The 21,430-nt window shown below is 38.2% G+C and carries 19 protein-coding genes and 1 riboswitch; of the genes, 9 read left to right on the top strand and 10 right to left on the bottom strand.

Annotated elements, in window-relative coordinates; genetic code table 11:
• From BKM32_RS09450 to BKM32_RS09440, 3 genes are all read right to left on the bottom strand, one after another.
• On the bottom strand, window positions 1–3,270 hold the full coding sequence (locus tag BKM32_RS09450; RefSeq protein WP_171971858.1) for a T9SS type B sorting domain-containing protein: 3,270 nt from the start codon (window positions 3,268–3,270) through the stop codon (window positions 1–3).
• A 122-nt stretch (window positions 3,271–3,392) separates the two neighbouring features.
• Window positions 3,393–4,622: a glycosyltransferase gene (locus BKM32_RS09445; protein WP_076663585.1), complete on the bottom strand. Its 1,230-nt coding sequence runs from the start codon at window positions 4,620–4,622 to the stop codon at window positions 3,393–3,395.
• On the bottom strand, window positions 4,622–5,098 hold the full coding sequence (locus BKM32_RS09440; RefSeq protein ID WP_076663584.1) for a heme-binding domain-containing protein: 477 nt from the start codon (window positions 5,096–5,098) through the stop codon (window positions 4,622–4,624). The genes BKM32_RS09445 and BKM32_RS09440 overlap by 1 nt, the downstream gene beginning before the upstream one ends.
• Window positions 5,099–5,135: 37 nt before the next feature.
• On the opposite strand from BKM32_RS09440, the gene BKM32_RS09435 reads away from it, so the two are divergent.
• The 3 genes from BKM32_RS09435 to BKM32_RS16470 all read left to right on the top strand — a co-directional run bounded on the left by BKM32_RS09435 (window position 5,136) and on the right by BKM32_RS16470 (window position 7,342).
• Window positions 5,136–5,699 carry an adenylosuccinate lyase gene (locus BKM32_RS09435; protein ID WP_076663583.1) on the top strand — a complete coding sequence of 188 codons (564 nt, stop codon included), beginning with the start codon at window positions 5,136–5,138 and terminating at the stop codon, window positions 5,697–5,699.
• A 106-nt stretch (window positions 5,700–5,805) separates the two neighbouring features.
• A complete protein-coding gene (gene purB, locus BKM32_RS09430; protein ID WP_076663582.1) occupies window positions 5,806–7,149 on the top strand; it encodes an adenylosuccinate lyase in 1,344 nt (447 codons plus the stop codon).
• A gap of 16 nt (window positions 7,150–7,165) precedes the next feature.
• Window positions 7,166–7,342 (top strand): hypothetical protein, encoded by a 177-nt coding sequence (locus BKM32_RS16470; RefSeq protein ID WP_157503292.1) that lies wholly within the window; start codon window positions 7,166–7,168, stop codon window positions 7,340–7,342.
• Window positions 7,343–7,416: 74 nt separating this feature from the next.
• Here the strand turns inward: BKM32_RS16470 and BKM32_RS09425 are convergent, their stop codons facing one another.
• The 4 genes from BKM32_RS09425 to BKM32_RS09410 form a co-directional block, all read right to left on the bottom strand.
• Window positions 7,417–7,962: a DUF4252 domain-containing protein gene (locus tag BKM32_RS09425; RefSeq protein WP_076663581.1), complete on the bottom strand. Its 546-nt coding sequence runs from the start codon at window positions 7,960–7,962 to the stop codon at window positions 7,417–7,419.
• Between the two features lie 4 nt (window positions 7,963–7,966).
• Window positions 7,967–8,539: a DUF4252 domain-containing protein gene (locus BKM32_RS09420; protein WP_076663637.1), complete on the bottom strand. Its 573-nt coding sequence runs from the start codon at window positions 8,537–8,539 to the stop codon at window positions 7,967–7,969.
• Window positions 8,540–8,603: 64 nt separating this feature from the next.
• Window positions 8,604–9,095, bottom strand: coding sequence for a hypothetical protein (locus BKM32_RS09415; protein ID WP_076663580.1), 492 nt, complete (start codon window positions 9,093–9,095; stop codon window positions 8,604–8,606).
• On the bottom strand, window positions 9,082–9,591 hold the full coding sequence (locus tag BKM32_RS09410) for an RNA polymerase sigma factor (RefSeq protein WP_076663579.1): 510 nt from the start codon (window positions 9,589–9,591) through the stop codon (window positions 9,082–9,084). Before BKM32_RS09410 ends, BKM32_RS09415 begins: the two co-directional genes overlap by 14 nt.
• A 245-nt stretch (window positions 9,592–9,836) precedes the next feature.
• On the opposite strand from BKM32_RS09410, the gene BKM32_RS09405 reads away from it, so the two are divergent.
• On the top strand, window positions 9,837–11,276 hold the full coding sequence (locus BKM32_RS09405; RefSeq protein ID WP_076663578.1) for a S41 family peptidase: 1,440 nt from the start codon (window positions 9,837–9,839) through the stop codon (window positions 11,274–11,276).
• Window positions 11,277–11,323: 47 nt separating this feature from the next.
• Here BKM32_RS09405 and BKM32_RS09400 read toward each other — a convergent pair whose 3' ends face one another.
• Both BKM32_RS09400 and BKM32_RS09395 read right to left on the bottom strand, forming a co-directional pair.
• Entirely contained in the window at window positions 11,324–12,403 is a 1,080-nt protein-coding gene (locus BKM32_RS09400; protein WP_076663577.1) for a YncE family protein, read from the bottom strand.
• 3 nt (window positions 12,404–12,406) lie between these two features.
• The gene (locus BKM32_RS09395; RefSeq protein ID WP_076663576.1) at window positions 12,407–14,242 is read right to left on the bottom strand and encodes a TonB-dependent siderophore receptor; all 1,836 of its coding nucleotides are present in this window, start codon (window positions 14,240–14,242) and stop codon (window positions 12,407–12,409) included.
• A 31-nt stretch (window positions 14,243–14,273) separates the two neighbouring features.
• A riboswitch (cobalamin riboswitch) is annotated at window positions 14,274–14,498 on the bottom strand.
• A gap of 54 nt (window positions 14,499–14,552) precedes the next feature.
• Between BKM32_RS09395 and BKM32_RS09390 the strand changes: the two genes are divergently transcribed.
• The 5 genes from BKM32_RS09390 to BKM32_RS09370 all read left to right on the top strand — a co-directional run bounded on the left by BKM32_RS09390 (window position 14,553) and on the right by BKM32_RS09370 (window position 20,871).
• Window positions 14,553–15,713: an ABC transporter substrate-binding protein gene (locus tag BKM32_RS09390; RefSeq protein ID WP_371328831.1), complete on the top strand. Its 1,161-nt coding sequence runs from the start codon at window positions 14,553–14,555 to the stop codon at window positions 15,711–15,713.
• 31 nt (window positions 15,714–15,744) lie between these two features.
• The gene (locus tag BKM32_RS09385) at window positions 15,745–16,737 is read left to right on the top strand and encodes an iron ABC transporter permease (protein ID WP_253187447.1); all 993 of its coding nucleotides are present in this window, start codon (window positions 15,745–15,747) and stop codon (window positions 16,735–16,737) included.
• Between the two features lie 13 nt (window positions 16,738–16,750).
• Window positions 16,751–17,545, top strand: coding sequence for an ABC transporter ATP-binding protein (locus tag BKM32_RS09380; protein WP_076663574.1), 795 nt, complete (start codon window positions 16,751–16,753; stop codon window positions 17,543–17,545).
• Between the two features lie 130 nt (window positions 17,546–17,675).
• Window positions 17,676–19,403, top strand: a complete 1,728-nt coding sequence (locus tag BKM32_RS09375) for a hypothetical protein (RefSeq protein ID WP_076663573.1) — start codon at window positions 17,676–17,678, stop codon at window positions 19,401–19,403.
• A 79-nt stretch (window positions 19,404–19,482) separates the two neighbouring features.
• Window positions 19,483–20,871: a DNA recombination protein RmuC gene (locus BKM32_RS09370; protein ID WP_076663572.1), complete on the top strand. Its 1,389-nt coding sequence runs from the start codon at window positions 19,483–19,485 to the stop codon at window positions 20,869–20,871.
• Between the two features lie 93 nt (window positions 20,872–20,964).
• Here the strand turns inward: BKM32_RS09370 and BKM32_RS09365 are convergent, their stop codons facing one another.
• Window positions 20,965–21,354: a T9SS type A sorting domain-containing protein gene (locus BKM32_RS09365; protein ID WP_076663571.1), complete on the bottom strand. Its 390-nt coding sequence runs from the start codon at window positions 21,352–21,354 to the stop codon at window positions 20,965–20,967.
• Between the last annotated feature and the right edge of the window lie 76 nt (window positions 21,355–21,430).

The raw sequence follows: 21,430 nt of genomic DNA, 5'->3' as shown, positions 1-21,430 counted from the left end.
CTATCTTAAAAGGCTAAAATGCCCTCTTAAGGTTCTAGTTTGCCCATTTAAACGTATCAATTGAGCTTCAAACCAATAATCGGAAGTTGGCAATGCCATTCCATTAAAAGTCCCATCCCAACCCGTTCCTGAAGGCTTGATTACGGCCATAAGCTTTCCGTATCGATCAAAAATATTAACAGTAGATTTTTCAGAATAGGCTTCATTAAATCCTTTAATATTCCAAACGTCGTTATAGGTATCTCCATTCGGACTAAAAAACTTCGCATAACCTACCACAAATATCTCCAATTGGGCAATGCCGCAACCATTCTTATCACGAACATACAAGATATGTTCTCCTGCAGCAACCCCATCAAAATAAGGGTTGTCCTGGAAACCAGACAACTCATCACCCAACGCATATTCATAATCCCCTACACCCAAACCATTGGGATTTATAGAAACGGTATTATTATTTGAAAAATCCTGAATTGTTACATCTTCTATATCCAATTCTGCAACCGAAGATTCTATGACTGTTACCACACTCGGTTCCGATTGACAACCATATTCCGAAGTCGCAACTACCGAGTACATTCCTCCCAAAGCAACAGTAACCGAAGGTGTATTAGAAATAACTGTACCACTGCTATCTGTCCATTCATAGGTGTAACTACCATTAGGGTTTGTCACCATCAAGGTAACAGGATCTCCTTCCAAACAATAAATGACTTCTTCGTCGGTATCAAATTGAGGCAAAGTATAGACTTCCAACATCAAGTGAGGTCCAATCCCAAAACAGTCACCATTGTCATCGCTTTCAACCCGAACATACAATAATTGCGCATCAGGAGTTTCGTTTGTATAAGGTACAGAGGCATCAATTTCATTTTGTTCCAGTTGGGCATCTGCTAGATTTTGATAGTAATGAACACTTAAATTTTGTCCTGCTGGAAATTGGTCCAAAAACACTTGAGATATCTGGCTTAAATCGAATTCATAGAAACCATCACCATCGTCATCACAATACTCTAAAGTTTCCATATAACCGTCCTGAAACGAAGTTGTGGACACCTCTAATGTAATGGTTGAAACCCGAAAACACCCATTTGCGGAAACAACCCTTGCATACACTTCTTCCGAAACAGAATTATTGAATGGCACAGGATTAACCGCCTCAATGCCATCATTGGCATCGTCTAAAGTCAGGTGATACGAAATCTCAAAAGCTTCTGAACTTCCGTCAACCAAAACTTCATTAATTTCATTCAGGTTGAAATTAGTATAGCCATCCGCCAATCCGTCTTCATCACAATTTTTGAAGATCAAACTAGAGACAACGTCTGGCAAAGCATTCACCTGAATATCAAAACTCCCTTCCGAATAACACCCATCCTCCTGCAAATTGGTAACTCGAACATAAATAGTTTGAGTATTGGCAACTGTATTTTCAAAGTTGTCAGGAGCCGTGATTTCCTGAGAAAATGCCGCATCCAAAAAATATGAGAAACCATACTCTGAAGCCGGGGCTCCATCCAGAATCACAGATTCATTTTGGGTTAAATCGAAACTTGAAATACCATTAGTATCATCGCCATCCAAATTGGAATCACAAACTTCCAAAACCGATATATCATTTGGTACCTGAGGCGTTTCAAAAAGAACTACTGTCACCATAGTACGAATAGAACTTTCGCAACCATCAATAGTTTGGGAGGCATAATAGCTCATGCCATTCTCTAAGTTTTGTGAAGTAGCTAAAGGCGTCCCACCTGTTTCAGTGGCATACCATGTAACGGTAGTTCCTTCAACTTGTAAATCTGCAATAGTAGTATTCTCCAAAGTACAGAAAACCTGTTCCGCATCCGCAACTGGAGATGGAGTATCTTGAACCGTCAAGGTCACGGGAACTCTATTTTCACTTATACATCCGTTATATTGAGCTTCGGCATAAAACGTCGTGGAAACAGTAAGTTCTGGTGTTGTAAAGGAATTTCCTGTCCCCACTACATTACCACCAACCATGGCATCATACCAAAAAACAGTTCCTTGGGAAGGGGTTGCGCTAAGTACGCCACTGCCCGATCCACCACAAATAATAGCTTCACTATAATCTGTTATGGTAGGAATTTCAACTACCGTAGCAACAACAGGCTCTTTAATTCCATTAGGACATCCGTTAATGGAAGCCAATACATAATAAGTGGTTGTTACTGAAATTTCTGGCGTTGCAAAGGTCAATCCAGAAGCAATAGAAGTCCCATTTGGATCATCAAACCACAATACGGTTCCTCCTGAAGAAACGGCTTCCAATTCCACGGAACCCGAACCACAAACCGTAGCCCCAACAACATTCACAATTTCAGGAATGGTAATTTTGGTACTCGCTGAAATATCCACTTCCGGATCGCCCGGCATGCCTCCATATTCAATTATATAACCCTTTGGCTGATAATCTCCCGAAGTATCCCCTGCATTTGGCAAATCGTTCCAAGATCCTGGAACACCAACTCCCGGAGCCGTGACATGGGCATAGTCTTCATTGTTTAAATTATTGGGCTCTCCTGTGTTCCAAAAAGCATAATTGGGTGTGGAACCATTTGCTGTGCCATTCCAAAAAACGGTACCTGCCTCTGGCCCTGTCATCCATTTCCAGGTTCCTTCGGACTCTACATCACTTCCACCTATCCATCCAGCTCCAGCAGCTTGCTCTCCTGATAATTGTGCTTCTTCTGCAGACGTTATGGTGGCCAAATACCCTTGAAGCCCATAATAGGTACTGCTTTCCGCAGCAGCTTTTGCCGCAGTCCACGTGATTCCTAAATTTGGAACATACTCATAATAATGCCCGGTAGAGGGTAAAAAGTTGGCATCTCCAACGGTAAATGAGAAATACTTTTCCCCAGACACATTGGCCGTGTTGCTTTGGTACATTACATCACTAACAGCCGCAATCAAATCGGTATAAGTTGGCTCTAAAGTTCCCACTCCACTCAAGGTCAATTTTCCTTGATTGGCATCCCAACTTGTAGAAATGTTAGGGTGACTTCCTGTTAACACTAAATTATCAATACCTTGCTGATAGCCCGTAGATATTTGAATGTAGAGTGCCTCTACACTAGTATCGTCGGGATCGACAATATCAAAACTGGTGACAATGTTAATTTGCGACAAGGGGCAGTAATCCTGATCGCCTTCGGCTTCAATGGAAGGAGGCACATTACCTTGGGCAGCACAAAAAATAGGTAGAAAAACTAGGAATAGGAATATATGTATTTTTGGGATCACAAATGCTTTGTAAAAATTTACTGTAAATTTACATTAAAAATTCAGCAATTATCTCATCCCTAAAATAAGATTTAAGCAAAAACCATTAAAAAATATGGAAAAGTCTCAATGTTGTAAAAAATCTATGCATTTTTAGCCTCTATCCATTTGCTCATAAACTTGGTACTTTGCATACTGTGGTGTAATAACATGGAGCCAATAAAATTTTGTTGTCTGTGAAGAGGTAAAGTTTTTAATAGTTCCTCTACCCGATTCATTAAAGGCATTTCAAATTGGGATTTCATAAATCGCTTCCGTAAACATTCAAAACCTTGTTCTTGGCTCTGCTCCCAGAACAACTTATCATTGTACAAACACACTGCTTGGTCTGCAAATTCTTGAGGTGTTCCTGTAATAAAACCATTGGGAGGCAATTGGCCAAACATCCCCTCCGCCGCAATTGGGCTCATCACACAAGGTGTTCCGTTTAACATAGCATCTATTAATTTCCCCTTAAGTCCCGCGCCAAATTGTAGAGGTACCAAACACACTTTAGCACTTTGCATAACCTCATCGACTTCGGGAGCTACACCTTTTATCAAAAAGCCTTCTTTTTCATTATGTAACTGAAACACTTTTTGGGAGGGATAGGCGCCATAGACCTGTAATTCTGCTTTAGGTAATTGCTTTCTTATCAATGGCCAAATAGCAGTTTTTAAATGCAACACCATATTGTAATTAGGCTCATGTAAAAAATTACCAATACTCACAAAATGTTGTCGTTCCCGAAACGTAGGTAAACTTCTTAAGGTACCTTCTTGGATTTCATCGAGAAGAAACGGTAAATAATACAATAATGAAGCATCTATTTTGAAGGTATTGGTAAGCAAGTTCATTTCTACTTCTGAAATGATTAAACTTAAATCACAGCGATAGATACTGGCTATTTCCCTTTTGGCTGTATCATTGTACAGATAACTATTATCAAATTCCTTTCCTTCTTTTAAAGCTTGATGCCTTCCTCGGCGCAGGCAATGCAAATCTTCAGTATCTAAAATGCGTAAAGCGTTTGGGCATTGTTCCGCTACACGCCAACCGAATTGTTCCTCAGCCAAAAACCGATCGAACAACACAATATCGGGATGCAATTCCTTGACAAAAGTGTCAAAACTTGAGCTGTTCAGCTCTATGGCTTTTACTGTAACACCAATGCTTTCCAAATCAAAAGCATTATCGGTTTTGGCCGTTGCCGTTGCGAAAGTCATTTGGTAATCCTGATGTAGAAAACTAAAAATTAATTGCATCATTCGGCTTCCCGCTGCCGAACTTTTAGGTTCAGGCCACACGAAGCCGATAATAAGCAGTTGTTTCATTAATCGTTGCTGGTAATTTGAGCTTGGTATTGGGTGCGCAATTGCTTGGCCCAAGAGTTAAGAGTTGCTATTTGCGCTTCGGTAAGATTGGCTTCACCATGCGTCCAAGTATAGGATGGCAATGGCATTTTGCCTTCTTCAACTTCTTCTATCAATTCATCCAATTTATGATCCTTTTTCTTCACAGAATAGTCATTCCAAGCAGAGAAATTCAAATGTTTCTTACCATCTTCTACATGCTCTCCCATCCAAAAATTCACTGGCGTAATATTGTTATACCAAGGATACCTAGTTACATCACTATGACAGTCATAACAACTTTCCTTTAAAATGACTTTTACATCTTCCGGAGGATTGGTTTCAGTTAAAAAAGGCTCCAAAGAAGCAAGGTCTCCCTCATTCTTTTCAGGACCAAAAAACTGAGCCACAACAACAAGGACTAAAAGTACCAATAAGATTTTCTTGAATATTTTCATTTTAGTTATTTTTAGGATTTAAAAATAGCAATAAATAGTGACTTCAGCTCAACTCTACGACGAATTAAATTTTGTCAACCATTCCCGCGAAAAGCGCTTGTATTATGCCAATTTGGTAATTTCTAACCCTACACTTATTCCTAAATTATTGGATATTTTGTTTATGGTAGATGACAAGGTTTCGTGTAGGGCCGCTTGGGTATTGGAGTTTGTAGGTGGAGAAGATTTGGAGGCTTTGATTCCATTCCTAGATAGGTTCACGGAAGATATGGGCAAAGTGCATCTGGATTCGGCTGTAAGGCCTGTAGCCAAAGTATGTGAATACCTGATTAAAGCCTATTACGACAAAACTCCAAACCGTATCCAAACCGAATTATCCCCAACCCATAGGGAACGCATTATTGAAGTCTGCTTTGACTACATGATCAATGATCAAAAAATTGCTCCAAAGGCCTATGCCATGCATACCCTTTTTCTGTTAGGCAAGGATTACGATTGGATCCATCCGGAACTTGCAATGATCTTGGAACGCGATTTCCAATCACAAAGTGCTGGATATAAGGCACGCGCAAGGCATATTCTCAAAAAAATAAAATCTTAGATTTTGTAAAGAAAAGCCCTTCCAATTCTTCCAAAAACTTCATAATCTGCACTTCGGTCTTACACCTAAAAAGATTATCTTTGCAACTTCTAAAAAAACATACATCATGTCTTTATCACCATTAAATGCCATCTCTCCAATTGATGGGAGATACCGAAGTAAAGCAGAAGCGCTTGCTCCATATTTTTCTGAAGAAGCGCTTATTAAATATCGCGTTCAGGTAGAAATTGAATATTTTATCGCGCTTTGCGAAATCCCACTACCACAACTTGCCGATTTTGACACTACGCTATTTGATAAGTTAAGAGCTATTTACCTAAATTTCTCATCGGAAGATGCTCTTAAAATTAAAGACATTGAAAGCATTACCAATCACGACGTTAAGGCTGTTGAATATTTTATCAAAGAACAGTTTGACGCTCTTAACATTGCCAAATACAAGGAGTTTATCCACTTTGGATTAACGTCTCAAGATATCAACAACACGGCTATTCCTTTAAGCATCAAGGAAGCTATGAACGACGTTTACGTTCCTGAATATTTTAGTGTTGTAAACAAATTAAAAGAACTTGTAGAGGAATGGGCAGACATCCCTATGTTGGCGAGAACCCACGGTCAGCCAGCGTCTCCCACGCGTTTAGGTAAGGAAATTAACGTATTTGTAGTACGTCTTGAAGAGCAATTGGCCTTGTTGAACGACATCCCAAGTGCGGCTAAATTTGGCGGGGCAACAGGAAACTACAATGCCCACAAAGTAGCTTACCCAAATATTGACTGGAAAGAATTTGGAGGGGAGTTTGTACAGAAGAAATTAGGCTTGTATCACTCCTTCCCAACGACTCAAATTGAGCATTACGATCACATGGCGGCCCTTTTTGATACCTTGAAAAGAATCAACAACATTTTGATTGATTTGGACAGAGATATCTGGACGTATGTGTCTATGGACTATTTCAAGCAAAAAATCAAAAAAGGAGAAGTTGGAAGTAGCGCAATGCCGCATAAAGTTAACCCAATTGATTTTGAAAACTCTGAAGGAAACTTAGGAATTGCCAATGCCATTTTTGAGCACTTGGCAGCTAAATTACCTATTTCTCGTCTACAAAGAGACTTGACCGACAGTACGGTTTTACGTAATGTTGGAGTTCCTTTTGGACATACGCTTATTGGATTTAAATCGACCTTAAAAGGATTGAACAAACTCCTGTTGAACGAGTCCAAGTTTGCTGAAGATCTAGAAAACAACTGGGCGGTGGTTGCTGAAGCTATTCAAACTATTTTGAGAAGAGAAGCCTATCCAAATCCTTACGAAGCTTTAAAGGGCCTTACCAGAACTAATGAAAAGATTACTCAATCCTCTATTTCAAATTTTATTGATACCTTAGAGGTGTCTGAAGAAATCAAGGACGAATTAAAAGTAATCACACCATCTAATTATACTGGTATTTAATTTGACTTAACAGATTATGAGCAGAAATGTCCTATCCGTAATTTTTACTGCTGTGATTGCTGCTGGATTTTTTATCTCGGGGCTTTTTGACATTTTGGACAATTTCATGATCAAACTATTATTGTTTATCAGTTTTGGAGCATTCATCGCCTATTTCTGTGTGATGATTCTTTCTGATAAACAATCAAAATAAAATAGTATTACATCTATAAATAAAAAATCACCTTGAAATCAAGGTGATTTTTTTATGTGTTATTTTTTGTTCTTCTACTTGAACATTTCTGCAAACTTCCCAATTTCGGCATCTCCCAAATCTGCATTTTCCAACACCGATGACAATTTCATGATTTTGTTGATGTTCATGTTATCTCCCAAAACTCTAATAATGGCAAATCCTTTGTCGTCGGAATCTCCAAAAAGCACCAATTCATCTATATTGGTTTCCTCTCCAAGATACTTTACTACAAAATGTCCGTCTGTAGAATTTCCTCCTCTAATAAGCTCTTGGTATTTAGGATCCTTTAAAATGGTCTTTACCTTTGCTACTTCAGTTTCGTATTCCGTTCTGTTGGAGTCGGACACTACAAACGCCAACATATTCAATTTATCAACCGACTCATAGGCTTCTTTCTGCTCTTCGGTTAACGACGTTTCTTCTATATTCAAAAAACTAGTTGGAACATCTATAGAGGTAAAACCTGGTTTAAGTTCATTGTCTACGTAATAGGTTTGCAACGTTGGTCCTTGGCGACAGCTTAATAAAGCTATAACCAAGGCTACCAACCAAATGCTATTTTTGATTGATGGTATCATAATCTTAATTTTTCTTACCTGCTTTTTCTAAATGCTCACCTCCAGGGACATTCATGCCATTGGTCATTTTTGAAATTTGACGCAAATCGATATCTCCAGTAAGAGACAACAACACTGTTTCCACTTCACGCTTCTCACCGTTTATAGTGATATCCGCGTCTTTAGTGTATTCTGTAAGTCCGTTGATAAACATCAACAATTCCTTAACGTGGTTTTCATCCTTTCCTTCCTTCACATAGAATTTTACAGTTTGGTCTCCATCTTTAATTCTCATTAGTTCTTGCAAACTGGAACTTTTAAGATAACTGTTTACTGTTGCATTCATATCTTTGGAAACCTCCATATTATCTGTAGTAAATACTTTTAGACCTGTAATTCTTTTGGCCATATCCATAAATTGTTGAGCTTCTGGATCGTCCAAATCTACATTGACACTAGCCAACATGCTGAACATTTTTTGATTGATAATGACAGAAGTAACCCCATCTTGATCTTCATATTTATCGAAAATACTCTGACCGAATGACAGCACTGGCAATAATACCAAGGCTACCATTATTATTAAACTCTTGCCCATAGTATGTGTTTGGTTTACGTATGTGCTAAAACGCGCTAATTTTTTCATAATCTTGTTTCTTTTTCTAATTACTTAGGTTAAAAATCTTGTTTGTTGTTTCTGAAAACTCTCCTACGTAGTTCATAGACTCCACACCTTTTTCCAAATTTTGGGAGACAAGGCTCAAAGCGTTTAAACTACTTGCTCCTTTGTTAAACTTTGTAGACACTAGGTTGAGAGCTTCCACTGTTTGGTTGTAGGCCATTAGCTCATCATGGCTAAGACTCTCCAACCCTTGTTTTGTATCGGTAAGTAAATACACCGACACCATAAGAACTGCTACTGCCGCGACCGAAATCCATCTATACAATTGATATTTCTTAGGTTTTAATGGAACGTCCTTGGTAAACTGCTCTTGTTTTGTAGCGTCAAAATACTGGAACATTACCTTGTACGACTCTAATTGTGGTGGCACATCCTCTTGAGCAAAATAGGCCTTTAACTGCTCTTCTTCTCTCAAGCTGGTCTCACCATTATCGTACTTTTCCAGCAACCGCTCTATACTATTTAATACCATAACTGTGCGTATGTGTTAATTTTTCTCTTATTGTTTTCCTTGCCCTAGACAATGCCACTCTAATGGCGGTTTCATTCATGTCTACAACTTTGGCAATCTCACTAAATTCATACCCCTCAATATCTCTAAGCTGTATGATAATTTGTTGTTGTTCGGGCAACTCTTCAATGATTTTGGATACCCAACTCATGCTATCCCTTACTTCAACTTCCCTTTGCAACGCCACATTGTGATCTTGGTAATTGCTATGAACAATTTTTAGGTTTTGTGCCTGTTTGGACTTTAAACGATCCAAGCAAAAGTTTTTGGTCATGGTCATAGAAAATGCCTCTATATTTTTATACTCCGCCATTTTCTGTTTGTTGTTCCACAGCTTGACAAAAATCTCTTGAGTGGCATCTTCGGCTTCTTCCCGAGATACCAACAAGCGCTTTGCCAGTCTAAAAACCTTATCCTTTAAAGGCATTACAATATGTACAAAATCACTCTGTGTCATTGTTTGGTTTGGTCAGTCGAAAACGTTCTATTATCGCTTTCTATCCTTACGACGATATACCTTATTTTTTGTTACAGCGTAAAAACATATTTTTTCTTGAATACTGTAATCTCCTGTGTTTATTGACATTCAGAAAACAAAACACGTTATAAATTATTTTTTTAATTCACCATAATGTAAGTAAATTTAGAGCTTATTAACCTACTTTGAAGCTTATTTGATAAGCGACATCAAAAAAATAACCTATGAAGTTTTTAAAATTGAGCCTTTTGGCATTGGTCCTTTTTACAGCCACAAGCTGTTTTGACGATATGGATGACACCATTAGTTCTTCTACAACTAATGTCAAAGATTTCGTTTGGAAAGGCATGAACTTTTGGTATCTCTATAAAAGTGAAATCCCTGATCTTGCAGACAACCGCTTTGCTTCCAATGAAGAATACAATAATTATCTCAACAATTTTTTGACGCCCGAAGAATTGTTTGAAAGCTTGATTTACCAACGTGAAACCGTTGATAGATTTAGTGTTATTGTGGATGATTATATTGCTTTGGAACAAAGTTTCGATGGCACTTCCTATAGCAATGGGCTTAAATATACGCTTTATGAATTCCCAGAAAATTCTTCAAATGTCATTGGAATCATTAAAATGGTTTTAAATGACAGTGAAGCTTCAGCTGCGGGTGTACAGAGAGGGCAAATATTTAATTCGGTTGACGGTACGGTTTTGAATATAGATAATTACAGTCAACTTTTAAACCAACAAAGTTACACTTTGGGCTTTGTAGACTATAATGATAATGGCACTCCAGAAAATGAGGATGACTTTGTAGAATCTAATGGCCAGACCATAAGCTTAACCAAAGTGGTCTATAATGAAAACCCTGTTTATATTTCCAGTATTTTGGAAGTGAATGGAGAAAATGTGGGCTACTTAATGTACAATCGATTTAATAATAATTACGATAGCCACCTAAACAATGCTTTTGCCGAATTTCAAGCCAGCAATGTGCAACACCTAATTATGGATTTCCGTTACAACCCAGGTGGTTCTGTAAATACAGCTTCGCTTTTGGGAAGCATGGTGACAGGACAGTTTTCAGGCGAAAACTTCTCAAAACTTATTTACAACAGCGACCTTCAATCTCAAAATTCTACTTACGAATTTAAAGATAGCTTTAATGGTATTGGCATTAACCATCTTAACTTGAGCAAAGTATACATAATCACTTCTGCTCGTACAGCTTCGGCAAGTGAGTTGGTCATTAATAGTTTAAACCCTTATATAGATGTTGTAGTGGTGGGGGACGAAACAGTTGGAAAAAGTCAAGCCTCTATTACAGTGTACGATTCACCAAACTTTACGGCTCAAAATAGAAATCCTACACATACTTATGCCCTACAGCCTTTGGTTGCACAATCTATCAATTCACTTGATGAAGCAGTGCCTTCCAGCGGATTGGTTCCTGATATTGAAGTCATTGAAAGCGCTCTAAACTTGGGGGTTTTAGGAGACGTAAACGAACCGCTTTTGGCAGCCGCTTTAGCTGACATTCAAGGAAGTTCAGGAAGATTTGCGCCTTCGATTGAAAAACCTTTCTTAAAACCAATCGATTCTGACTTAGACAAGAATCCTTTTGAAGACTTTATGTATTTGGATGACGACCACTCTCCTTTTAAATAAAAAAATGGCCGCTAAATAGCGGCCATTTTTTATACAATATTATCTTTTTAGTTGAAGTAAACCTTAGAAGCCGCAAGACCAACTTCGATGGTATTGGTTAAGTTCCCTGTGGCCAAGTCATAAATTAACAAATCACTCAAAGAAGCAAAGTCTTTAGCATCCGTTATATAGGCCATTCCGTCTTTCACATTAAATCCGTAGGGTGACATTGCGGTTATATCTACAATTGCGGTTGTAGGTAACGCAGTATCATTTTCCGACATTTCAAAAATTTGCCCTCCCATTTGGAAGTAAATAGTTCCATTGGCATAACTCATCAAGTTTGGACTGTTACCTTCTTCAAAAGGAATCTCAAAAACTACTGTATTATTTGAAGGATCTATTCTAGTGATTGCACCTTGAGTATACCCTACTACTGCCCAGTTCTCATCATAAATTGTAGCACCTTCCGAAAGGACAATTAAATCTCCAGAATCACTCATCAAGATTTCATCTGGAGTATCATAAACTTCAATGGTTTCCACCGAATTATCAGCAGTATCTATTACCGACACAATGTTATTTATGGAATATCCACCCTTATGAGTCACAAACAATTTATCTCCAACAGCAATAATTTGCTCTGGACCTTCACCTACAGGAATCATGGTTTCTACAGAATTAGTAGCCAAATCAATAACGGCTACAAAATCATCATCACCAATGAATCCGTCTCCCCAATTGGTTACATACCCCTTACCATTAGCAAAGGCTATAAAACGCGGCAATGACAATCCTGAAGTTATGGTCACGTCTTTTTCAAACGTAAATCTATCTACAACATTAATAGTGTTGTTATCCGTTACAATATACCCTTTACCGTCGTGGAAACCCATTGATTGTACATAAACGCCTAATTCTTCCGAATTGACACCATAAAAAATGCTGTTTTCTGAATAACTGTAATCGTTGGCCACAAAGGAAACCGATCCAGAAAGACTTCCTCCTTCGGCCAATACCAAGATCCCATTTTCATATTGTCCTTCTTCAATAGGAAGTGTAACGGAGTCATCATTATCACTGCTACATGAGGTTAAAAATAGCCCTACAGATAAAGAAAGAGCTAAAAACTGAAATATATTTTTCATGTTTTAAAAATTAAAGTTTATGTAAAAGTTATAGTTGATACCAGGCATGTAGCGATTGGCCACACTTTGGTAATTTTTGTTCATTATGTTTTCAACTTGTAATCCAACAACCCAGGATTGGGAGTTTCCAAATCCGTATTCCAAACCTGCATTATGCAACCAATAACTATCCACAACATACCTAGGATTGTTGTCAGAAAGTATAAACACCTCTCCCGTAAATACAGATTGCCAGTAAACACTTAGTGCTTTATATTGATAGCCTACACTTCCAAATGCTTTATGGTATGGCACATAAGTCAACTGTTTTTTGGTTTCCTGATCTTCCGATTTTGTATAGGAATAATTAGCATTGAATGAAAATTCATGATCCCTAATACCCCTTTGGTATTCCAATCTAGTCTCCAATCCATAAGCCTCTACATGGTCTGTATTGATAGGCTTCCAATTGGAACCATTAGGCAACCATCTGATCATATCGGTTATGTCATTATAAAATCCAATGACTGAAAACGAACCATTTTTAAAGGAGATATTGTTCCCTATTTCGAATTGATAAGAAGTTTCAGGATCCAAATTAGGGTTGGCACTTCCCGCCCAATACAAATCGTTATAAGTAGGGATTCTATAATTTTTGGAAGCGTTCAGATTAAGTGTGTTTACCTTGTTGAACTCGTATTGAAGTCCCAAACTAAATAACAGGGGACTGTCGTAATTTTGAGTGATTTCCTTCCTTAAAGTAGCTTCATAAAAGAACTTTTTAATGGCCTGCTTCCACAATAAACTTCCGCCTGTAATGGTACGCTCATTTTCATGAATGCTGGAGCCTTCTCCATTGGTATGAGTAACGTCCAACACGCCTTGTAGATACGTTTCTTTGGCAATTTTATATCCCAGTTGGTACTTTCCGATAAGGGATTTTGCTTCACCAAAAGTATAAGCATCCGAAGCTATATTTCCAAAATACTTAAACCGTTCTGTGATATAGGCCAGCTTTACATTAGACCTAAAACCTCCAAAGAACACATCCCATTCCAACATATTTCGGGTATTGAAATCTTTGTATTTCGTTGGAGTTTCTGAAGGACTCTGCAAAGAAAAATGTCTATCACCATCAAACACATAGCTATAAAACTTCAAAAAGCTTTTGTAACTCAATTTATAACCTATGGTTGCAGAAAAACTGGTGTTGTAAAACTCTCCATTCAAGTTAGACTTTTCACTATCCACAAAGTCATAATCGTTTTCAGAACTTGTTCTACTCAATGAGGCATTTACACTCATTCGGTCATTGGAATACCCAGATTGATAAGCCAAATCCAAGGTTTCAAAGCTTCCATAACGAGCAAACAATCTATTGCTAAATCCTTCATTGAAATGCAGCACGTTGTTCAAGTGAATAGAACCTCCTATGGCACCACTCCCGTAAAGCACACTTCCTCCCCCACTTCGCACATCAATCTCATCAAAATTTCTAATATTGATGGTATTAAAATCCGTCTGCCCGTTAAACTGCGAATTGATATTGATGCCATTCCAAACTACTGCCGTTTGCTGCGCCGTAGTTCCCCTAAATGCCGCCGAAGACACCATTCCCAACCCATTTTCCTTGAAGTAAATGGAACTATTGAAATTTAAAACATCGGTTAAAGAGGAAGCACTTCGCACCAAAACACTGTCCTTAAGAGTAGACACCGATTGTGTATTGGAAAATGTTTTCAAATAAGTATCAGTCTTTACAACTATTTCATCTAATTGTTGCAAAGAATCCAATGACGTTTGTGTTTGGCCAGTGTAAACTGCCAGGAGAACCGAGATGTATGTAAAAACCTGTTTCATAGTGTTAAAACTTTTTTTCCCGAAAAGTTTTATATCTAGTTATGAAATTGGCAGGTCTCCTGACTTGCATTTTACTGTTTTACCTTCCCAGTTTTCACCAGTGGTTATGAAGTGAACAGTAACTCTTTTTCAAAAGAGATGCCCAATTAAAGTTGGACACTATGCTTACAGTTGCGGGAACAGCTCTGGACTTACACCAGATTCCCTTTTAATCCGTACAATTAAGTTTAACGGAACCAAAATTCTCTGCAAAAGTAAACAATTCCCCGAATGTTTTACTATAAAGCACAAATAATCCTATTTTTGACATGTGAAAAAATTGAAGCTTGTGAGACCTGTGTTTCTATTACTATTTTGTTTGGGCCTGTTTGGCTGTAAACAAGACAAACAAACCATTCCCAATCAAAAAATGGATGGAAGCCGCTCGCAATTCAAGTATGCCAAAGGGTTTTCAATTGTTCACAACGAAAACTTCAAGGTACTCACTATTACAGATCCTTGGCCTAATGCCAGCAAGCAATACAGATATGCCTTAGTGCATAGAAACCTTTTACCTAGTATCACCTTTGATGCTAATTTGTTCGATGCCATTATCCCGATTCCTATAGAGCGTATGGTAGTAACTTCTACTACGCATATTCCTGCTTTGGGATTATTGGAAGAGGAAACTTCTCTTATTGGATTTCCAGGTACGGAATATATTTCTTCCCCTAAAACTCGAAAACTTATTGATGAAGGCAACATTAGTGAACTTGGAAAAAACGAAAACCTGAACACTGAAATTTTATTGGAACTACAGCCAGATGTAGTGATTGGTTTTGGTATTGATGGAAACAACAAAACATTTGAAACCATTAAAAAAGCAGGGATTCCCGTAATTTACAATGGCGATTGGGTTGAAAGTTCGCCCTTAGCTAAGGCTGAATGGATCAAGTTTTTTGGAGTACTCTATAATAAACAGAAAGCTGCTGATTCCATATTCAACCAAATAGAATCAGACTACTTGAAGGCAAAAGAACTTGCTGCCAACGTTAAGGAACAACCTAGCGTTTTAAGCGGTGCCATGTATAAGGATGTGTGGTATTTACCTAGCGGAACGAGTCCAGAAGCCCAATTGCTGAATGATGCCAATGTTAATTATTTATGGAAGGACACTCAAACAAGTGGAAGCCTAGCCTTAAGTTTTGAATCGGTATTTTCAAAAGCAAAATCAGCCGATATTTGGTTGAGCCCTTCCTATTACAACTCCATGGAAGCTTTGCGTGAAGCCAATCCTCATTACACCGAATTTGATGCGTATATCAACAAAAAAGTATACTCCTTTGTTAACACGATGGGACCAACTGGAGGTGTTACCTACTATGAATTAGGTACGTCAAGACCCGACCTTGTTTTAAAAGATCTCGTAAAAATTTGCCACCCAGAGCTATTAGAAGACTACCAACCTCATTTTTTTAAACCTCTTGAATAGCACTTCTAGTTCATATAAACTTCCGTTTACAATTTTGGTTTTATTATTAGCCATATGTTTTGTGGTAAACATTACTTTGGGATCGGTTTCAATTCCGTTAAAGGAGATTTTCAATAGCCTTTTTGGAAACATCGAAAATCAATCTTGGCAATACATTATCCTCAATTTTAGATTACCCAAAGCCATCACAGCTATTTTAGTAGGATCTGGTTTGGGTATCTCAGGCTTGTTGATGCAAACCCTGTTTAGAAACCCCTTGGCAGGTCCATTCGTACTGGGAATAAGTTCTGGAGCAAGCTTGGGAGTTGCCCTTGTCATATTGGGAGCTGGGACTTTCGGGGGCTTTCTCTCGACGTTTTTAATTTCTAAATGGAGTATTGTTATTGCTGCAAGTTTAGGAAGTTTATTGGTGCTTCTAGCGGTATTGGCCATGTCCGTAAAAGTACGGGATACCATGGCTATTTTAATTATAGGATTGATGTTTGGGAGTATTACTGCCGCAGTTGTAAGCGTGCTTTCCTATTTTAGTTCTGCAGAGAAATTACAACAGTATATCTTTTGGGGTTTTGGTAGTTTAGGAAATCTTTCTTGGAATGAACTCCTAGTATTCTTCTGTATTTATGCTTTGGGGCTACTATTAAGTGTTACCTCTATAAAAGCTTTAAACACGCTGTTATTGGGAGAAAACTACGCCAAAAGCTTAGGACTAAACATCAAACAAAGTAGATTGGTCATTATTTTTGCCACAAGTCTTTTAGCGGGGACCATTACAGCTTTCGCAGGCCCTATCGCTTTTATAGGACTGGCAATTCCACATATGGTACGCCAAGTTTTCAATACTTCAAACCATAAAATATTATTGCCTGCCGTATTTTTGCTGGGAGCTATCATCATGCTTATCTGCGATAGTATTGCACAATTGCCGCATAGTGATTTTACCCTTCCAATTAATGCCATCACTTCTTTAATTGGGGCGCCTGTGGTAATTTGGCTCTTGGTGAGAAAACAAAAAATGATGTTCTAATTTAATACAATAAGTGGCCTTAGATACGCAACATATCATTCTTTCTACAGACAACCTCTCCATTGGATATAGTTCCAAAAAGACCCAGCATGTTGTGAGATCAGGAATCAATTTGGAATTGAAGAAAGGTCAACTTATTGGCCTGGTGGGCGCCAATGGAATTGGGAAATCCACTTTATTAAGAACCCTCACCAAGGTTCAGAAACCCTTATCTGGGCAAATTCTGCTTAATGGAAAAAATCTGTCTCATTATACGCCTGTAGATTTGGCCAAAACCCTAAGTTTGGTACTTACCGAGAAAATTGCTTCCAAGAACCTTTCAGTTTTTGAATTGGTAGCATTGGGTAGACATCCCTATACCGATTGGATAGGAAACTTGAATGAAACCGATATTGCCATTGTCAACAAAAGTCTTACTCAGATTAATATAGCGGACCTTAAAGACAAAAAGTGTTTTGAACTGAGTGATGGACAATTTCAAAAAGCCATGATTGCAAGAGCCCTTTCCCAAGACACCGATTTAATCATTCTGGATGAGCCCACTACCCATTTGGACATGTACCACAAAGCCTATATCCTGAAATTATTGCAGAGATTGGTAAAAGAAACCCAAAAGACCATTCTGTTTTCTTCTCATGAAATAGACTTAGCTATTCAGCTGTGTGACTCCATGATTGTCATGACCAATTCTGAGGTTACTTTGGACGCTCCAAAAAACTTAATTTCGAAAGGAATCTTTAACGAATTGTTTCCAAAAGATTTAATCACCTTCGATCTTGAAAGCGGAAGTTTTAGGGTGAAGAAATAAAAATCTTTCATTATTCTTATAATTTCATTACATTTAGAAAACTATAAACCAACGTTTTAAATCTGCCTTATTAATTTTCATCTACTTGTTTGGGTAATTTCTTTGCATCTAATTTTTATCCTCAATAGTCATGAAAACTAAATTAATTTTGTTGGTGTTTTCTTCCTTAGCCCTTATTATTACCTTTTTTTATTTCAACAACACCGAAGAAACATACAACTACCCTGACCAAGTTGGCCTTAACGCCATAAGTTGTACTCCAGCCAATTTTATGCTGGAAGATGTCGATTTCAGCAAGCCCATCTCCCCTCTTTTTGAAAATTTGGGGGACCATACCTATACCGTAAGTACCAAAAATGAATTGGCCCAAAAGTTCTTCAATCAAGGATTGCGTCTTACCTATGGTTTTAATCATGCTGAAGCACATCGTTCGTTCTTGGAAGCCTCCCGTCTTGATCCCAATTTAGCAATGGCCTACTGGGGACAGGCCTATGTTTTAGGCCCAAACATCAATGATCCCGCTCCAGACGATGACAGAAAAACCAAAGCCAATGAGGCTATTGCCAAAGCTGTTGAACTTTCTGGTAACAGCACCAAAAAAGAACAAGATTTAATCAACGCTTTAAATCACCGTTACGCTACCGACCTCTCTACAGAGGTTGAGGATTTAAATATCGCCTATATGGATGCCATGTCCAAAGTGTCCAAAACCTACCCAAATGATGCGGATATACAAACACTGTATGCCGCATCGGTAATGAATACGACTCCTTGGAATTATTGGGATAAATCCGGAAAACCTTCTGCCAATATTCCTGAAGCAAAGGCCGCTTTGGAAAAAGCCATCCTACTAGACCCTGACAACCCTGGAGCCCATCATTATTACATCCATATGGTTGAATTACCAAATCCTGATTTAGCTGTTCCCAGCGCAGAAAAACTAGGGTCCCTAATGCCTTCTGCTGGACATATTGTACACATGCCCTCCCATATTTACATCAGGGTTGGTCGCTATAAAGATGCCGTAACCACAAACCAAAAAGCAATTTTAGCAGATGAAGACTATATTTCCCAATGCTATGCACAAGGCATGTACCCGTTAGGCTACTACCCGCATAACATTCATTTTTTATGGTCGGCTTCAAGTTTATTGGGTGCAAGTGAAATTGCCATTGATGCCGCAAAAAAAACAGCAGAAAAAGTCCCTGTTGGCGAAATGAAAGACCTTCAATTTCTACAGAATTTTGCTTCCACACCACTATTGGCCTACACTAGATTTGGCAAATGGAATGATATCTTAACGACTCCAAAACCAAATGACAACATCAAACACTTATCACTTATTTGGCATTATTCCCGAGGAATTGCCTTCATTAAAAAACATAACATTGAAGAAGCCCAAGAAGAATTGGATGCCATTTCCCTATTGATCAAAGATCCAGAAATGGAAACCAATCTCGCTACCGGATTTGACTCTGGGACTACCATAGCAAAACTAGCCTACGAGGTGGTTGCAGGCGAATTGGAAGCGGAAAAAGGGGACTTGGATAAAGCCATCTCTCATTTAGAAAAGGCTGTGGAAATGGAAGATAATTTGGTTTACAACGAACCTTCCGAATGGCATATCCCGCCACGCCAAAATCTAGGTGCCGTTTTAATGAAAGCTAAAAAATATAAAGAAGCTGAAAAGGTTTACAAAAAGGACCTAGAAATTCTGCGCCAAAATGGCTGGTCGTTAATGGGACTGCACCAAAGCCTTATAGCCCAAGGAAAAACTGAAGAAGCTCAAACAATTTTAAATGAATTCAACCAAGCTTGGAGTGAGGCCGATATAAGAATAACAACATCTGTATTGTAAGTTTGAGATCAAGATTTCTTTAAGGAGGAAATACAATCTTCCAAGTAAAAATTTATCTTTGGACAAACTTCAATTTTAAATGAACGACAATCTAACTCTCATTCTAGTCATTGCAGGATCGGCTGGAATTGGCACTTATGTTGGCATGACCTTTACCAAATTGAAAAGTAAAGGTGAAAAAAGCACTCTGGAAGAGCGCAATGCCAACCTTGTTCAGCAATTACAGGATATCAAATTATTATCAGAAACTGAGCTCCAAAAACAATCGGAGCAATTTGGCATACAACTGAATGAACTAAAAACCTCCGTTTCTAAAATAGAAGAAGAGCGTGAAGACATTCGTCGTGAAAAAGAATTTCTGAATACCGAATTGGCGAGAAGAAATTCTGAATACGAAAATCTTCAGCGACTCAACCTTAAACGTGAAGAAGAACTTGAAGAACGCCAACAACAACTCCGAAAAGATTTTGAACTGTTGGCCACAAAAATCCTTGATGAAAAATCTGAAAAGTTCACCATTCAGAATAAGGAAAACATCAAGAATATCTTGAATCCACTTCAAGAAAAAATACATCTTTTTGAAAAGAAAGTTGAGGACACCCAAAAGGAAAGCATCAGCATGCACTCTGCTCTTAAAGAGCAGTTGTTAGGCCTAAAGGACCTTAACCAGCAAATGACCAAAGAGGCTACCAACCTTACCAAAGCTTTGAAAGGAGACAGTAAAATGCAAGGAAATTGGGGGGAATTGGTTTTGGAGCGCGTTCTTGAAAAGTCTGGTTTGGAAAAGGATCGAGAGTATTTTGTTCAGCAAAATTTCACAAGAGAAGATGGTACCAGAGTGCTTCCTGATGTGGTATTGCATTTACCGGACAATAAGCGTATGATTATTGACAGTAAGGTATCTTTAACAGATTATGAGCGTTTTGTAAATGCCGATGAGGAACACCGTCCGCAATTTTTAAAAGCCCACGTAAATTCTATCAGACGCCACGTAGATCAGCTATCAGAGAAGAACTATCACGACTTGTACGACATGGAATCACCAGACTTTGTACTTCTGTTTATTCCTATTGAACCTGCTTTTGCCGTAGCCATCAATGACGACAATTCCCTTTATAACAAAGCCTTTGAAAAGAATATTGTTATTGTAACACCATCTACGCTGTTGGCTACTTTAAGAACCATTGACACGATGTGGAACAATGAGAAGCAACAGCAAAACGCTATTGAAATTGCGAGACAGGCTGGAGCACTTTATGATAAGTTTGAAGGTTTGGTAAAAGACCTTACCGGAGTTGGAAAAAAATTGGACGATGCCAAGAAAGACTATTCTTCGGCCATGAATAAATTGGTGGATGGACGAGGCAATTTAATTACCAGCGTTGAAAAATTGAAAAAATTGGGAGCCAAAGCCAAAAAAGCACTTCCTGAAGCTATTATTAAGAGAGCCATTTCGGATGATGAATAAAAGTTGGGCTCTTAACTAGATTCCAACTTTCAAAATACTATAATAAAAAAAGCCACCTTTTCAGGTGGCTTTTTACTGGGACTAAGTAGTCCTTTATTGTTTTACAAACCTTCTGGTCTGTTTAAAATTGTCTGTTGAAACCTTTACAAGGTACACACCACTATTCCATTTTGACACATCAATTGAAGCGGTCAACGAATTCAATTCTTGACTGTACACTTTTTTTCCCAACACATCAAAAATACTCACTTGGGCGTTTTGCAAGCCCTTTGGCAAGCGAATATTCAATTTTGTAGATGCAGGATTTGGGGAAATCGTGAACTCCAAATTGTCATCCTGCAGCGCATTTAAAACTAGCATACTTTCAGATGTAAACTCATCTGGCACAGCTACTTCAAAATTGCTTGCATTATGTGCTTCAACACGATAAAACGTTAGTAGTGTGAGACATAATATTTTAAAACCTAGTAATTTTATTCTCATAATCTCATCCTATGTTAATACTAAATTACTAATTTTTTGAATACACCTACTTACCTTTCATCGAAAAAATGGTGAA

This window comes from Mangrovimonas sp. DI 80, from assembly GCF_001975575.1.
GTDB lineage: Bacteria > Bacteroidota > Bacteroidia > Flavobacteriales > Flavobacteriaceae > Mangrovimonas_A > Mangrovimonas_A xylaniphaga.
Note: the sequence above shows the minus strand (reverse complement) of the source record. Positions and strands in the feature narration are given on the sequence as shown.